Source organism: Pseudomonas sp. MF6396, assembly GCF_002018915.1.
Classification (GTDB): domain Bacteria; phylum Pseudomonadota; class Gammaproteobacteria; order Pseudomonadales; family Pseudomonadaceae; genus Aquipseudomonas; species Aquipseudomonas palmensis.
On sequence record NZ_MVOK01000046.1, the window covers coordinates 1 to 14,517 of the forward strand.

General features: G+C 58.2%; 21 protein-coding genes. 13 read left to right on the forward strand and 8 right to left on the reverse strand.

Features of this window, described 5'->3' with window-relative positions:
- The 7 genes from MF6396_RS29145 to MF6396_RS26935 all read left to right on the forward strand — a co-directional run.
- On the forward strand, window positions 1–428 hold a 428-nt coding region (locus MF6396_RS29145), incomplete at its 5' end, for a hypothetical protein (RefSeq protein WP_238596488.1).
- Window positions 429–489: 61 nt separating this feature from the next.
- Window positions 490–1,338, forward strand: a complete 849-nt coding sequence (locus tag MF6396_RS28870) for a phage tail protein (RefSeq protein WP_238596490.1) — start codon at window positions 490–492, stop codon at window positions 1,336–1,338.
- Entirely contained in the window at window positions 1,338–1,952 is a 615-nt protein-coding gene (locus MF6396_RS29255) for a tail fiber assembly protein (protein ID WP_274521396.1), read from the forward strand. Before MF6396_RS28870 ends, MF6396_RS29255 begins: the two co-directional genes overlap by 1 nt.
- Window positions 1,953–2,011: 59 nt before the next feature.
- Window positions 2,012–2,464 carry a structural protein P5 gene (locus MF6396_RS26920; RefSeq protein WP_078481946.1) on the forward strand — a complete coding sequence of 151 codons (453 nt, stop codon included), beginning with the start codon at window positions 2,012–2,014 and terminating at the stop codon, window positions 2,462–2,464.
- Window positions 2,461–2,823, forward strand: coding sequence for a hypothetical protein (locus tag MF6396_RS26925; protein WP_078481947.1), 363 nt, complete (start codon window positions 2,461–2,463; stop codon window positions 2,821–2,823). Before MF6396_RS26920 ends, MF6396_RS26925 begins: the two co-directional genes overlap by 4 nt.
- Window positions 2,820–3,146, forward strand: a complete 327-nt coding sequence (locus MF6396_RS26930) for a hypothetical protein (protein ID WP_238596491.1) — start codon at window positions 2,820–2,822, stop codon at window positions 3,144–3,146. Before MF6396_RS26925 ends, MF6396_RS26930 begins: the two co-directional genes overlap by 4 nt.
- A 115-nt stretch (window positions 3,147–3,261) precedes the next feature.
- Complete coding sequence (locus MF6396_RS26935) at window positions 3,262–4,056, forward strand: DNA adenine methylase (RefSeq protein WP_078481948.1); 795 nt, start codon at window positions 3,262–3,264, stop codon at window positions 4,054–4,056.
- A 114-nt stretch (window positions 4,057–4,170) separates the two neighbouring features.
- Here the strand turns inward: MF6396_RS26935 and MF6396_RS28730 are convergent, their stop codons facing one another.
- The gene (locus tag MF6396_RS28730; protein WP_161493050.1) at window positions 4,171–4,329 is read right to left on the reverse strand and encodes a hypothetical protein; all 159 of its coding nucleotides are present in this window, start codon (window positions 4,327–4,329) and stop codon (window positions 4,171–4,173) included.
- A 610-nt stretch (window positions 4,330–4,939) separates the two neighbouring features.
- Here MF6396_RS28730 and MF6396_RS26940 point away from each other — a divergent pair.
- Window positions 4,940–5,791 (forward strand): hypothetical protein, encoded by an 852-nt coding sequence (locus MF6396_RS26940; RefSeq protein ID WP_078481949.1) that lies wholly within the window; start codon window positions 4,940–4,942, stop codon window positions 5,789–5,791.
- Between the two features lie 3 nt (window positions 5,792–5,794).
- Here the strand turns inward: MF6396_RS26940 and MF6396_RS26945 are convergent, their stop codons facing one another.
- The 7 genes from MF6396_RS26945 to MF6396_RS26975 form a co-directional block, all read right to left on the reverse strand.
- Window positions 5,795–7,039, reverse strand: a complete 1,245-nt coding sequence (locus MF6396_RS26945; protein ID WP_078481950.1) for a site-specific integrase — start codon at window positions 7,037–7,039, stop codon at window positions 5,795–5,797.
- On the reverse strand, window positions 7,036–7,290 hold the full coding sequence (locus MF6396_RS26950; RefSeq protein ID WP_078481951.1) for a hypothetical protein: 255 nt from the start codon (window positions 7,288–7,290) through the stop codon (window positions 7,036–7,038). Before MF6396_RS26950 ends, MF6396_RS26945 begins: the two co-directional genes overlap by 4 nt.
- A 15-nt stretch (window positions 7,291–7,305) precedes the next feature.
- Window positions 7,306–7,509 carry a hypothetical protein gene (locus MF6396_RS26955; protein WP_177346357.1) on the reverse strand — a complete coding sequence of 68 codons (204 nt, stop codon included), beginning with the start codon at window positions 7,507–7,509 and terminating at the stop codon, window positions 7,306–7,308.
- On the reverse strand, window positions 7,506–8,006 hold the full coding sequence (locus MF6396_RS26960; RefSeq protein ID WP_078481952.1) for a hypothetical protein: 501 nt from the start codon (window positions 8,004–8,006) through the stop codon (window positions 7,506–7,508). Before MF6396_RS26960 ends, MF6396_RS26955 begins: the two co-directional genes overlap by 4 nt.
- Before the next feature lie 87 nt (window positions 8,007–8,093).
- Window positions 8,094–8,333, reverse strand: a complete 240-nt coding sequence (locus MF6396_RS26965; protein ID WP_043863288.1) for a pyocin activator PrtN family protein — start codon at window positions 8,331–8,333, stop codon at window positions 8,094–8,096.
- On the reverse strand, window positions 8,330–8,836 hold the full coding sequence (locus tag MF6396_RS26970; RefSeq protein WP_078481953.1) for a hypothetical protein: 507 nt from the start codon (window positions 8,834–8,836) through the stop codon (window positions 8,330–8,332). Before MF6396_RS26970 ends, MF6396_RS26965 begins: the two co-directional genes overlap by 4 nt.
- A 268-nt stretch (window positions 8,837–9,104) precedes the next feature.
- Entirely contained in the window at window positions 9,105–9,773 is a 669-nt protein-coding gene (locus MF6396_RS26975) for a LexA family protein (RefSeq protein WP_052504293.1), read from the reverse strand.
- Window positions 9,774–9,872: 99 nt separating this feature from the next.
- Here MF6396_RS26975 and MF6396_RS26980 point away from each other — a divergent pair, with 99 nt between their 5' ends.
- The 5 genes from MF6396_RS26980 to MF6396_RS27000 all read left to right on the forward strand — a co-directional run bounded on the left by MF6396_RS26980 (window position 9,873) and on the right by MF6396_RS27000 (window position 14,428).
- Window positions 9,873–10,067, forward strand: coding sequence for a hypothetical protein (locus tag MF6396_RS26980; protein ID WP_043863291.1), 195 nt, complete (start codon window positions 9,873–9,875; stop codon window positions 10,065–10,067).
- A gap of 226 nt (window positions 10,068–10,293) precedes the next feature.
- Window positions 10,294–10,782, forward strand: a complete 489-nt coding sequence (locus tag MF6396_RS26985; protein ID WP_043863292.1) for a phage regulatory CII family protein — start codon at window positions 10,294–10,296, stop codon at window positions 10,780–10,782.
- Window positions 10,775–10,978 (forward strand): TraR/DksA C4-type zinc finger protein, encoded by a 204-nt coding sequence (locus MF6396_RS26990; protein WP_078481954.1) that lies wholly within the window; start codon window positions 10,775–10,777, stop codon window positions 10,976–10,978. Before MF6396_RS26985 ends, MF6396_RS26990 begins: the two co-directional genes overlap by 8 nt.
- Window positions 10,975–13,659: a DUF5906 domain-containing protein gene (locus MF6396_RS26995; RefSeq protein WP_078481955.1), complete on the forward strand. Its 2,685-nt coding sequence runs from the start codon at window positions 10,975–10,977 to the stop codon at window positions 13,657–13,659. The genes MF6396_RS26990 and MF6396_RS26995 overlap by 4 nt, the downstream gene beginning before the upstream one ends.
- A 328-nt stretch (window positions 13,660–13,987) precedes the next feature.
- Entirely contained in the window at window positions 13,988–14,428 is a 441-nt protein-coding gene (locus MF6396_RS27000) for a hypothetical protein (RefSeq protein WP_238596492.1), read from the forward strand.
- The last annotated feature ends 89 nt before the right edge of the window (window positions 14,429–14,517 follow it).

Below are 14,517 nucleotides of genomic sequence, written 5' to 3' on the forward strand. Positions count from 1 at the left end.
AGAGCGGCAATGTGACCTGGCGGCCCACCGGGAAGTGGTTTGCAGCTGTATTTGCCAGCCGCTCAGCAGCGAGTTGGGGGTTGAGGATGTGGGACGAGGCCGGAGTCATCATCTACGACTCCGGGTCCACTCCGATCATATTCACCAAGGCCACAAACTCATGGAGCTATCAGGGCATGGTCCAGCTGGCACTGGGGAATGCCTACTACTACCTGTGCGCCGCTGTGGGGGCTCTGGCTTCGGACGAGTACTTCATGATCAACCCGTTTTCTCGTGGGCTCATGGCGCCCAACCAGATCCTCACAAATTGGTGTGGTGCAAGATTCAATTACTCAATCAACCGGCTGCAAATCTATTCAGTCGGGACAACAGGCTGGAGTGATCTGGGGCAGCCCGGGGCTGTTTTCGCTCGTTTGCCAGGGACATAACAGTCGCATTCGAAAATCAACATTACCCGCCGCAGCGGGTTTTTTATTGCCTGGAGAATTTATGCCCTGGTACAGAGAAGGGACGGTCGCAATCGTGGCCGGGCAAACAACAGTGACCGGTACCGGTACAAACTTCGCGGCGAACTCTCGCGTCGGCGATGCTTTGCAGGGGCCTGATGGCCGCTGGTATGAAGTAACGAACATCGTAAGCGGTACAGTGCTTTCAATTTATCCTGCCTATCAAGGTGCCACCATCGCGGCCGGCACCTACGGCCTCGCGCCCATGCAGGGGTATGTCAAAGAAGCAGCCGACCGCCTTCGGCAGATCGTTGAGCAGTTCGGATCGACCCTGGCTGTTCTCGGCGGCGCCACGACCGCACCGCAACTTCGGGAGAACATCGGCGCCGCGGCGCGCGGGGCGAATAGCGACATCACGTCACTGACCGGCATGACAACCGCGCTGAGCGTCGCTCAGGGCGGTACAGGCGGCAGCACACAAGCGACCGCCAGGACAGGCCTGGGCCTAAAGGCTGCTGCAACGGCTGATATCGTCGGCACAGTGAGTCAATCGGGCGGCGTACCCACGGGTGCGATATTTGAGAGGGGCAGCAATACCAATGGCAGATACGTGAAGTATGCGGACGGCAGTGCGACCGCCGAGATGGCAGTAACCACCACGTCTTTTTCTTCTGTCGCGGGCCTGTACGTCTCCGATTTTATGGTCTCCCCGACCCCGATTACGTTCATTGCTGGCAGCGCTGTCCTTTCGGGCAATGACGCTATAGAAAGCTCATTTCTGATTTCTGGCCGGGTAGAGCCCCAAAAAATCACCGCTAGGGCCTACTTCACTTCATCCCCTGGCGTACCGGTGAGAACCATAAACATTGTTGTGCAAGGGAGGTGGTACTGATGCGCATTAAATTGTCACCGTTCAGTGCAGACGAAACACTCGTGCTCAGCAGGAGCGGCGAATCGATCACGATCAACGGCATGAAGCTCGATTTCGAAGCCCTGCCCGACGGCGCGATGCTGCCCGCTACTGCGACGGGCTGCCCGTGGCTGTATGGGCCAGTCCAGCGGATCGATGGGGGGCTTACGTTGACCGTCAGGCTCCCTCACGGCGCTCAGGCCAGCGAGCAGTCACGGTTCCCGGTGGATATCGTCAATCCACCAGATGGCCGCGTGCAGCTCCCCACAGACTTCGACCCCAAGCCCGAGCAGCCTGAGGTTTCCTGGCCAGATACCATCGGCTCGATCGACTGGAGCCAGATGGTCACTGCAGAAATGAAGCGTGAAGCCGCTGCAGCGCAGCACCTGGCCGGCGTGCAAGCAGAAATCGCCGCTCAACGAGGCGCTGCCGACTCGGCAATCGCACCGCTGCAGGATGCGGTCGACCTCGACGACGCAACCGAGGCTGAAGCCACTGCGCTGAAGGCCTGGAAGAAATACCGGGTCGCGCTGAACCGCCTGCCTGACCAGCCAGGTTACCCGACCGATATCGACTGGCCCGCGCCGCCGGCCTGATCACAGCCGAACACAGATACCCGCCGTGAGCGGGTTTTTTATTGCCTGGAGAAAAATCCATGACCCAATCGCTCCCCCGCGGCGTACGCAACAACAACCCCGGAAACATCGACTACAACCCCCGCAACACATGGCAAGGCCAACTTGGCCTGGAGCTGGGTGTACCGAAGCCACGGTTCGCCCGGTTCGACACAGTAGAGAACGGCATCCGCGCCCTGGGCAAGCTGCTGCTCAACTACCGAGGCAAGGACGGCATCCCTGGCGCCGGAAAGCCCGGTATCGATACCCCGCTGGAATTCATCAGCCGTTGGGCGCCCAGCAACGAGAACAACACCCAGGCATACGCAGCAGCGATAGCCAAGCGCCTGGGCGTCGGCGTGCGCGACTCGATCAACATGGCCGACCCCAGAACCCTGCGCGAGACCGTGCTGGGCATCATCGTGCATGAGAACGGCAGCAACCCGTACTCGGCAGCGGTGATAGATGAAGGCGTGCGCAGGGCGCTGGCGTGAGCGGCCTGGCGCTGCGCCTCGCTGGCGGCGGCCTGTTAATCCTGCTCGGCATCGTAGTGGGCACATGGGCCACCACCAGCCACTTTCGCCCGGCTCTCGATCAGGTGCAGGACCAGGCATCCGTGTGCGCCGCCGCGCGCGAGAACCTCGCAGGTCTGGCGGCGGAGCAGGGCAAAGCCCTGGGCGAGCTGTCACTGGCCTCGAGCGAGCGCCAGGCCAGGGCAGAGCAAGCGGTCAGTGAGGCCAGGGCGAGCGCCCAGGATGACTACGCGGCGGCGAACCGCCTGCAGCAGGAACGCACCGGCGGGGACCAGTGCGTGGCGGCCGCCTCGATCATCGACAAGGAGCTGGGCCTATGAAGGCGCAGGTGCTGGAAAAAAGTGCAGTTCGCCCGAAAACCTGCAGGACCTGGAAAAAAGTGCAGGTCCTGCAGGTGGTGCTGGCCTGCCTGCTGCTGGCGGGGTGTGCGACCCAGGCGCCGCCACAAGTCCAATACGTGCGCGCCGAGGTGCCGGTGCAGGTGCCGTGCCGCGCGCCGGAGGTCGCAGTGCCGCCATGGGCAGCTGCAGGCCTGCGCAATACCGACAGTCTGGAGGTGAAGGTGAGGGCACTACTGGCCGAACGACGACAGAGGATCGGATACGAGAAATTACTGGAGGCAGCGGTTTCCGCTTGCCGATAGCGTAGTTACACCCCAATGGCGTTGACTGGAGACCCCAGTTCACGCGTATTTCCAAAGGCCCACCTTCGAGCACCTCGAGAGCCAGCAGGCCCGGCCCCTGAAAAAGAGAGCCGATGTGAGTAACCCGATTATTCCGTGGATGGGAGGCAAGCGCCGCCTGGCTGACCGCTTAATCCCCCTGTTTCCAGCCCATGAGTGCTACGTCGAGGTGTTCGCCGGCGGCGCGGCGCTGTTCTTCATGCGCCCTCAGCCCGCTCAGGTCGAGGTGCTGAATGACCTGAACGGCGATCTGGTGAACCTCTACAGAGTGGTGCAGAACCACCTGGAAGAGTTCGTGCGGCAATTCAAGTGGGCGTTGTCGTCGCGGCAGATCTTCGAGTGGCAGAAGATGGCCCGCCCGGAAACGCTGACCGACATCCAGCGAGCTGCCCGCTTCTTCTACCTGCAGCAACACGCCTTCGGTGGCAAGGTCACCGGGCAGACATTCGGTACCGCCACCACAGGTCCGGCGATCAACCTGATGCGCATTGAGGAGAACCTGTCGTCTGCTTGGCAGCGCCTCGCTGGCACCTACATTGAAAACTTGCCATGGCTCGACTGCGCCGAGCGCTACGACCGCGCGCATACCTTCTTCTACATGGACCCACCCTACTGGCAGACCGCTGGTTACGGTGTCGACTTCCCCTTCGGCGAGTACGAGCGCATGGCGGCCTTTATGCGCAATTGCAAAGGCAGGGTGATGGTCAGCATCAACGATCATCCGGACATCCGACGGGCGTTCGACGGGTTTCACTTCGAGCAGTTGGATATCCGATACACCACGGCGAATCAGCGCAACGGCCAGGCTGATGTGACCACCGAGCTGGTGATCATGAACTGGGAGCCGAGCCAGCTGGGGCAGTTGTTCTAATGGTGATTGTGCCGGCTGCGAGATTGAGCAGGCATTGGCGCTGTATAGCTGTCGCTGATGGGGAGTATTAAATGAGCCGCCCCCTGCCCGCCAGCAGGGGGGGTGGCTCCAGCCTTAGGCTCTTACTTTGGCCAGCACGAAGCTAGCACAGAGCACCAGTACTGTAGCGGTTACTGGATCTACACCAGCAGCACAGAGTGCCGCTGCTGCTGCGCCGAACGCATGAATGCGCTGAGCGAGAGCCTCTGAACCGTTCAGTTCGGTCATACTCATCGTACGCCCTCCCAGAACTTGCCACCTCAGTCCCTTACAGCGGTTGGTCGGGAAGCGGCTGGCTCAGACTGCGCCGCTATTTTGTGTTTACCAGACACAGGGCACGGCACCCAACCGGTTCGATGGCGCCATCAGTGAATGCCGATGGCGTCGTGATTGGGCGCATCATGCCGAAGAAGGGCTGCGGAGTCTAGTGGCGTTGTGCCCATTCAGTGCTGGGGGAATTTTGGGGGAATGAATCCCCCGAATGGTGTGGAATTCCGCTGCGTTACCCTGTGTTGAAGCTACTGATTTTATTGGGTTTTACGATTTTCTCGTAAAATTAATTGAGGGCGAAAACGGATTCGAAATCCGTTGTACTGGCAACAGTACCTAGGGTTCAAATCCCTATCTCTCCGCCATATACGAAGTAGTCGAAACCCCCGAAAGCCTTGAGCTTTCGGGGGTTTCGTCGTTTTGGTAACTGAGTTTAGGGCAAATCTAGGGCATAATTCAGCTTCAATAGGCCCGGTCAGGCCTCATCAGGCCGCGCCGGTGGATCGGTCCTCGGGGGTAGGAGTGGCGATTTACTTATGGAGGAGGGCTGCCGGGCGGCGGTGCGACAAAATAGATGAAGTGGAATGATTTTGGCGTAGGATTTTTTTTGGGGATTTTCGGCGCCTTTCAGATAGTTCTATTCGCCTTTGCTTTCTGGCCGCCAGCCAGTAGCCTTGTTGATCAGGCCTTGATTTCTTATTCAAAGGATGTCTTGGGGCCAGTTTTTACCGGTCTTGGTGGCGCTGGTTTAGGTGCTCTCGCTGCGTATAAATTCCAAAAAAGAGCCGAAGCTGATAAGGAATTTAAAGAGTCAGTTAATGCTCTGCGGCTGGTCAAGTTTCAGCTAATCAATAAGTTGTCTGAATTGGTTTCTATCAAGAAAGCATCAGTGCTTCCTTTTGAGGATAGGGGGCACCGATTTGTTTCCATTGGACCATTGCCTGAGTCGCCAGCAATCAAAGAGCAGGTAGATAATAGGATACTCAACTTGCTTGCAGATGTGGGGGCGGCAGAAGCAATTCAAGAGCTTTTGCTTGGTGATCAGCGATATTTTGCTTGTTTTGAGAATTTTAAAGAGCGCAACAAGGCTTTGTACGCTTTTCGGGAAAAAGTTACCGAGGCTGGTCTAAATAGTGATATGAATTATGATTTTAGACATCTATTGCGAGCGGTTGAGCCAGGCCGTGTTTTGGCGCTATATCATGTTACAGAGAACCTGCTTTTGGTTCTTGATGAGGGCATTAAAAGTATAGATGTTGCGCTGGAGATGGTGGGGAGCGCCCTCGACATAAAATTTTCTGCCAAGGGCGCTAGAAGTATTAAGTTTGAAAAGGGTGAGCCTCATCTTTTTGAAAAATTAATGTTGCCGCGCTTTTCGCCGGACGAGCTTGAGGAATTTATCGAACGGGTCCGTGCTGGGCGTTAATGATCACGGCTGAGGCTCTGACAGCCCCATCATCTTCGATACGATATCTGCCATGCTTTTAGTGTCCTTCGATATCCAACGGCCGTAGTGCTTGCGTACCATCGTCGTGTCGCTGTGGCCGAGTTGGCGGGCAACCCACTCAATCGGAACATAGCTCGATAGCGCTTGGCTCGCGAACGTGTGGCGTGCCTGGTTGGCACCCCGATGACGTATACCTGCCTTTTCAAGATGGGCGGTGAACCAGTTGCTAACCGTCTTGCCGCTCCATAGAAGCCCGCTGGTCGAGCTACGGAACAGAAAGCGCACGCGCTCATGCTTCCTGGTGATGTTATCCCGCTGAGTCACAGTAATGTCTTCTGCTGCAAGCCTACTGGCCTCTCGCGCTATCGTTTTCATCAGGACCAGAGCAGGATGGATCAATTCCACTGTGCGGATTCTGGAGCGTTCCTTGGGTACTTTGAATTCGCCGGTGACCAGCGCTCGGCGGATCCGAATGGTGCCTGCCTCAAGGTCGACGTCCTCCACAGCGAGAGCAATTAGCTCGGACAGGGAAAGCCCGGCCCAGCAGTTGAAGACAATCATCCGGCTGTCCGGCGTGCGCTCAGGGTCTGCCTCAGCTATGCGATCTATTTCGCTGCGGGTGAATGGATCGGCAAACTCAACGTCAGCATCAGACTGAATGTTCTCTATGCGCGCCATAGGATCGGACTTGATGATCTCGTCGCTGAATGCGTCCGCCCATACTCCGCGCACGATAGTGAAAATGTCATTGACCGTCTTGGGGCTCAGTCCTGAACTCAGTAGTTCTGCTTGAAATAATTCAATGTCGCTCTTTGAAACGGTTGATATGGTTCGATCACCAAACTTCTGTTTTACATGCTTGGACTTGCTTCTATAGTTTATAAATGTGCTGTTTGCGCGCTTAACCTTCTGAACCTCAAGCCAGCGCTTTATTCCTTCAGCAACCGTGCGTTTCTCAGGCTGTACCTGTTCCTCAATACGTGCTTTGAGCCAGCTTGATTCGGGAAAGTGGGCCGCATAATCAAAGCGACCATCCCGTATTTCGGCAAGTATTGTCCTGCGCTTGTTATCCGCATATGCGATTGCCGCCTTGTTGATTTTGGCGACACTGCGCAGCGGCTCTCGGCGGCGTTCGCCTTCATACATGAAGGCGATCCGCAGAAGGTTGCCATTGATGTCGATGCCTTTCGGCAAGGTGTCGACGCCTGGTGGTAGCTTCTCTTTCATGGATGGCCGGCCATCCACTTTTCGATTTCAACGCGGTTGTAAACAATGACATTAGCCGGGTCAGTGCGCCATTGTTTCTCTTCCAGCCAGATACCACGGTCACGATACTTGCGTACGGCCTCGGTGCTCAGTCCGAAAACGGGAAACAGTAGCTCCTTCCGAATCCATACTGCTGGTGTGATGAGAAGTTGCACAGCTTCGGAAGTCTGATTGCTTGCTTCGTGGATGGGTTTAACTTTTTGCTTGGCCATAAAATACTCTCCGACTTACCGAAGGGGGCGCAGGCGTTGGGCCCGCTGGAGTTTCTTTGCGGTCACGTTGGCCATGTAGGATTGCCACTCGATGTTCTTTCGTTGCTGGCGGATCTTGCTGCAGCTGGCGTGGTTGCGGGTCGAGCGCGCTTTGCCGCAGATGTCGCACATTGTCGGCAGATCGAGGCCGTGGGTGGCCATGCGCGGCCTGGGGCTCATGCCGCATCTCCTTGCTGGATGGCCGAGCTGGGGCTGGTGCGCAATTCTGCATGCACACGACTGGCGAGTTTCAGGAGGCCTTGGCATTCGGCGTATGCGCGTGCACACCACGGCTCGGTGCCTTGCAGCTTTTGCCAGGTGTTGCGGGCAAGGCGCAGTGTTTCCGCAGCGTTTGTAAGGTGTTCGTAATCAGCCTTCGTCACGGCGAGCCCGGTGTACGACATGATTCTGGCTTCAAGTTCTTCGATGTGGGCCAGCCGCTGACTCGTTGCCAGCAGGTGCGCCCGCTGTTCTGTCAGGCGTTCCTGAGCGATGGCGTCAATGTCCGCGTTCAGGGCGGCGATCTGCCTGGCATGGTCGGCTTCCCGCTGTACGAGCCCCGCGGCTAAGCCGCTTTCCTTTGCTCGACGGCAAGCTGCGTTGAACAGAAATGGCAGTGCCACCAGCGTGAACAGCCAGAGGGTGGCCAGGGCAAGGATGATTTGCTGTGGTTGCATGTGCTGTGCTCCAAAGTGTGCCCGCCGCTGGTGTAAGCCGTGGTGAGAGCGGCAGGGCGATTGCCCCTGTTGGCCGGGGCCGCCTTGTCATGCCGCTGACTGGGCTTGTGCGTCCAGATAGGCAGCGAGTTCATGCAGGTAAACCACGTGCTCAGCGCGTACAGAGCGGTGCAGCTTGCTCAGCTTGAGTGGAATACGGCCGGCGTTGATCAGGTTGCGCAGGTGCCGATCCGTCTTGATGTGCGGGAAGTAGTGCTCCCGTACTGCGCTCAAGGTTGGGCATGGCGTGGTCCACTGGCGTCGCAACTGGGCTAGCGTGTCGCTCATGCGTGCTCCCCGGTCCCCTTGGGATAACGTTGCAGCTTGTGGCTGATCAGCTCGGCTAGGTGCTCTTTGCTGCTGCCCATGGCTGCTGCGCACACTTCACCCAGCCCGTTCGTGACCACTGCGCCGAAGGGATGCACTTCCGATATGGTGGGGGTGATGTACACAACCTGGCCGGGCCGTAGCACCGTGCCTACGTGGTCGAGTGCTTCCATCAGGGCAATGGCTTGTTGAGTGCGTCCGGCCTCTGTACGGCCGTTGGCTAAGTCCTGAATGAAGTCGCGCAGGTGCAGATGGTTGGCCCGGTCGCCGCGTGGAAGGGTCAGTGATCCCGTCAGCCCCCGAAACGCTACCTTGATGTATGCATGTTCATCGCTCAACTCGACCTCAACATCGGCGTCAAACTGCGTTGTAGGACGATAGAGAGGGCACGTGATGGTGCCGCCTGCAGCAAGCACCTGGTGCAACAGGTCTTGCTTAGGGAAAGGGACGACGAAGGCGCTCATGCCGAATTACCCCCGAGCTGGTCGGTGGCAGGGCTGACAGCCTGCGCATTGCCTTTCGGCGTGGTGATGATCAGTCGCCCGATACGTTGCTGAATTGCGTGTACAGCCAAGCGACTGCTGCACACTGTTGGGTGCAGGAATACTTGGCATTGCCGTGGTTTTGGCATGGCTCGAATCTCTGTGGTGAGAGGGTGACGAGCCGAACGATACTCAAACGAATTTTTTCGGTCAATACCTAATCGAATAACACAATGGTATTTGCAGTGACCTAGAAAATTTCTAGCTTGGAAATGACAACACCGCAGATGGTCGCGTCTTCTGGAAGCTCAATGATCGGATCTGGCCAAAGGGGATTGAGGGGCTTCAAGAATTGGCGGCTGCCCTCGATCACCAACTGCTTGAAGGTGGCTTCTTGGCTGTCCGCCAGTTTGGCGATGATGAGCGAGCCGTTTTCGCATTCCTTTGCTGGGTCCACGAAGATGATGTCTCCTTCTCGAAAGGAGCGGCGCTCGTGGGGATTGAACATTGATAGGCCACGTACCCTTAGCGCGTAGGTGGCGTGACTGTGGGAGACCGCACATGGAAGCCAGACCTCAGCATCTTGTAGGTCTTTAACGTCTTGTATTTCACACCATGCGCCCGCTTGCACCCACGAGATCAATGGCACTAACCCCCTAATGCGCGGGCCTGGTTCAACGTTTGAGCCGGCGTTTGGTATGACAGTGATTTCTGGCGGTGTGTTGGTTCCGTGCCAAAGCCAGTTGCTGGTAACCCCGAGTGCCTTTGCAATTTTCTCAACGTTTGCTTGGCGCGGGCTGGCTGAAACACCAGTAAGGATGCGGTGAACGGTAGGTTGAGGTACTCCAGTTCTGCGGGACACCTCGGCTTCGGTTAACTCAAGCTCCTTCATGCGCTGGGCGACTCGGTTTCCAATCACTGTGCATTGCTCATATTCGTAAACGTATCAAAAGTGTATTGCCACAGTTAATACGTATGGGTATTATCCGAAAAATTCGATAACGAATTAGGTGGGGCGATGACCATTCAGAAAATGCTTCAGAGGCTTATGGCTTTGGGTTTTTCGCAGCGCGCAATAGCTGATCGCGTCGGCACCACCCAGCCCACTATCTGCAGGGCGACGAAGGGCGCGACGGTCAGTTACGAGATTGGTAAAGCAATCGAACTGTTTTACGAAGAGCAGAAAAAAGTCGCGGACACAGGTGCCGCGTGAAGGATGCCGAGCTGGGGCCTCTCACCACAAGACGATCCCCAGCTCAGCTATGACGGCGCATAGCACCGCCGCAACCCGCCGTCCGGTCTTCTCACCACAAGACATACCGGACGACTCAATCAACGCACCGTGCCGCACAGCACGTTTAGCACAGCACATCGGTCGTGGTCGTAGGATAGGTCGTACCCAGTCCTATGGCTACACCGTAAACAGGGGTTTTACGGTTATGAGTCGCACTGATCTGTTGCCGGGCGCTGGCCCGGTCCTTTCTTTGCGCCATGCGCTTTATCGCGCTGGGCGTGACTATTCAGGCGGCATCACGCGCCTGGCATTCGAAATGGTCGTCGAGAACGACGCCTTGCAAAAGAAGCTCAAGCACGACGAAGAGCGCCGTTGGCTGACTCCAGACGAGCTGGAAGATATGGTCCGGCTGACCGCCGACCCGCGCCTGCTTGATGCCTTGGTCAGGCCAGCGGGTGCGGTCTGGTACCGCCCCATCCCCGTACCTGCCAGCCGTGAGGCACTGAAGGCTGTCGGCAAGCTGCTGGGTGAAGCCGGTGAATTCGTTGCAAGCCTGCATAAAGGTGCCGCCGACAAGCACTGGGAACTGCACGAAGTGCTGGACCTGGAAAAGCAGGGTGCGGACGTTATCCGCGAGGTGCTGGGCATCATGGCCGGTGCTCGTCAGGCGATGGAGGATCATATCGATGGCTGATATAGCTGACAGGGCCAATGACCAGGCCGATTATCTGCTGCAGGTCGCACTCGGACGCCGTGTTCTTCCTTCGCAGCAGCCCAGCGCTGAATTTTGCGAGGATTGCGGGGTAGTTATTCCTTTGTTGCGCCACCAGGCTGTGCCTGGCTGCCAAACGTGCACCAGTTGCCAGGACTTGCGGGAGCGGCGTCGATGAGTGAGCGCAACGGAGTGCCAATGGCCGCATGGGCGCGGCGCTACATCGATACGTTTGGCCTCGCCCTAGTCCCGATTGAACCCGGTGAGAAGGGCCCGAAAGGGCTCGGGTGGAACAAGCCAGGTGGGTACTACACCAGCCCCGAGCCTGCAGAAACCTTTTGGCAGCAATACCCCACCCATAACCTCGGGGTCGTTCTCGGCCCCAGCCGTGTGTGTTCCCTGGACGTGGATGATGTGCAGTGGACGCGGTTCGTCCTGCAGGAACAGCTGGGGATGGACCTTGATGCGCTAGCAGTTGCCTACCCGACCGTGGTGGGCAACCCGGCGCGTTTTCGCGTGATGTTCCGGGTGCCTGACGGGGTCGAGCTAACCCGTCATTCGTTGTCGTGGCCAAACGAGTCGGACCCTGACGGCTCGATCTTTCGCGGCTTCATGGCTGAGGCTAAGAAGGCGAAGCAGGCTGGTGATGTTGCGGGTGAGGCCGATGCTAAGGCGGCGGCTGAGCCTTACAAACCGTTCACGGTGCTTGAGCTGCGCGCCGGCCTGGTGCAGGACTTGCTGCCTCCATCGATCCATCCCGGTACCGGCAAACCGTATGTATGGCGCACCCCGCCGAGCCCTGAGGGCTTGCCCGATCTGCCGGCCGAGTTACTGACGATCTGGCAAGGGTGGGAGATCTTCAAGCGCGGGGCCCTGTCGATTTGCCCCTGGGCGCCGAAGTCGACCAGGCCGGCGGCTACTGCGCCGAAGCGTGCAGCAGCTGGTGGCACGCAACTGCCCAAGGTGATCGATGAGTTCAACCGGTGCCACGACCTTGAGGCGTTGATTGCCAATCATGGCTACACCAAGCACGGTGGTAAGTGGCTGTGTCCCCAGAGCAGCAGTGGGCTGCCGGGCGTGACGATCACTGATGGAAAGTTGTACTCGCATCACAGTACCGACCCCCTGGCCAACGGACACAAGAACGATGCTTTCGACGTGTACTGCATTCTTGAGCACGGCGGCGACACCTCGGCCGCAACGAAGGCGGCTGCGCGGCTGCTTGGCATCGACAAACCCCGCCGGGCGCCAGAGCCCCCACCGCTAGGCGAGCTTCCCCCGACCCCATCGATACAGGATACCTCCAGCGCGGCCGGCTCCTCGGCCACCGGGGGAGCGGGGGAGGCTACGGCTATGGGGCTCGACGAGGTTCGCCGCCGGTTCGCCCTGGTCGAGGGCACCACGCATGTCTGGGACATGGACAAAGCGCGGGTGATGAAGAAGTCGGGGTTCGAAGCCCTGATCGGCAAGGCGCTAGCGAAGGAGTGGATGGAGCTGGCCGACAAGCGTCTGACTTCCTCCGACCAGGTGCAAGAAATCGAACAACTGCGCCGAATGACCACCAAGAAGGGCGGTGCCCTCGGGCTCGCCCCTATCGACAGGTACGTCTATATCGACGGCACCAAGGACGTATGGGACCGCGAAAAGAAACGCCGCATTGCTGAAGGGGCCACCAAGATGGCCCTGGGTGATGCCTATGCCTTGTGGTTGAACAGCCCCAACCGGCGCGTGGTCGACGTCGACAATATCGTTTTCGACCCGACCATGACCAAAGACCCGAATACCTACATCAACACCTTCGAAGGGCTGCCGCTTGAGCCGGTGCGCGATGACGCTGCTTGCGAGAACCTACGGTGGCTTATCTCGTTTCTGTGCAACTACGAAAAGGACGCCACAGAGTGGCTGGTACGCTGGTTGGCCTACCCGCTGCAGCACCTGGGCGCCAAGATGGACACGGCAGTGTTGATGCACTCCATCATGGAGGGCTCCGGTAAGAGCCTACTGTTCGCCGATGCAATGGGTGAGCTGTACGGGCAATACGCGGCCACAGTGGGGCAGACCCAGTTGGAAGGCTCGTTCAACGCCTGGCAGAGCCGCAAGCTCTGGGCAGTGTTCGAGGAAGTTGTCAGCCGCGATCAGCGCTACAACCAAGTAGGCAAGATCAAGCACTTGGTGACGGGCAAGACGGTGCGCATGGAATCCAAGTTCATCAACGGCTGGGAGGAAGCCAACCACATGAACGCGGTGTTCCTCAGCAACGAGATCCTGCCCTGGCCGATCAGCGAGAGTGACCGCCGCATGCTGGTCATGTGGCCGATGGAGACGCTGCCCGTCGAGCGACAGAAGGCCATTGGCGCCGAGTTGAAGAACGGTGGTGTGGCTGCGTTGTACGCCTGGTTGCTGAACGTTGACCTAGGCGACTTCAACGAGCGCACGCGTCCGCCGAGCACGCCGGCGCGGGAGCGTCTGGTGGCCTTGAGTCGGGCGGCATGGCAGACGTTCATGCATCTATGGCGTTGCGGCGATCTTGGTCGTGGGTTATGGGGCTGCTGCATGACCTCGGACCTGTATGCGCTGTTCTTGGAGTGGTGTCAGCGAAACAAGGAGCATTCGATGAGTCAGACCAAGTTCTCTCTGTTCATCAGCTCAGTGGTCGAAAAGACGCGGCCGATCCCTTGGACCGATGGCAGCAACCGGCGTTTCGCGGCGTTCTTTTTCCCCGATGACCCTGATGCTTCCCTGCCCCCAACGTTATCGGCGGCCGAGCTGGGCAGTACCGTCAAATTCTGGCGTTCCAAGGCGAAGCTCGCTGGTTGGAACGTGGACAGCTGGGATCATGTTAAGGTGTTGGCAGCATGAGAAAATCACGGGTTGTGGTGGGTGTGTTGGGTTGGTGTCGGGTATGTGTTGGCAGGTCGACACACCTCGAGCCCGCGAATTACGCGGCCTATCGGGGGGAGTGGTGGGTGTGTTGGGTTTTTTCTCGCGCACGCGCGGGCGCGTATTTTCTTAAGGTTACTTATCAGCAGAAAAGCAATTCCTTTGCGAGCACTGAAAAACCCAACAAACCCAACACACTAAACACAACTTCTTTTAGTGCCCTGTATTCATTGGTTTTTTCTTGTGTTGGGTTTGTGTTGGGTGCCCCTGTTTTGTGTTGGGTACGGTTTTCGGGGGAGGTTGCCCCATGCTGAAGGACGTTGATGGCCTGTTGCAGTATTGGGCAGAGCAGCGCAACCAGCTCGGCCTTGGCGCCGGTTTAGGCAGCCAGATGGGTAGCATCATGGAATGGAAGGGCAATGCGCCTCGGGGCACACCTGGCACGCGGATCCTTATCGGGGGTGCCGGTCTGGATCACATTGCTGCAGAGGTCGACGCGGCGCTGGCCGAGCTGGATCGACGGGATGCACGCGGCAAGATACTCGCCCACCTTGCGCAATGCCGTTACCTGTACGCGTTGAGTATCCGTGAGCAGATGCAGGAAGTGGGGTTGGCTGAGGGTGCTGAGCGTACCTACTTCAACTGGGTTAAGGCGCTGCACCTCCAGGTGATGCGTATCCTGCTCGTGCGTGCCGCCCCGGAGCGCACACCGGCATTTTTCAAGGTAGTTGTCGCGTCAACCGTCTAACTATGCCGCCATTTTCTCGTTCTGTTGCTCTCGATCCGGGTTCAACAACACGGTGCCGATCGGTTCCCAGTTACGCGTCCGGCCTGACC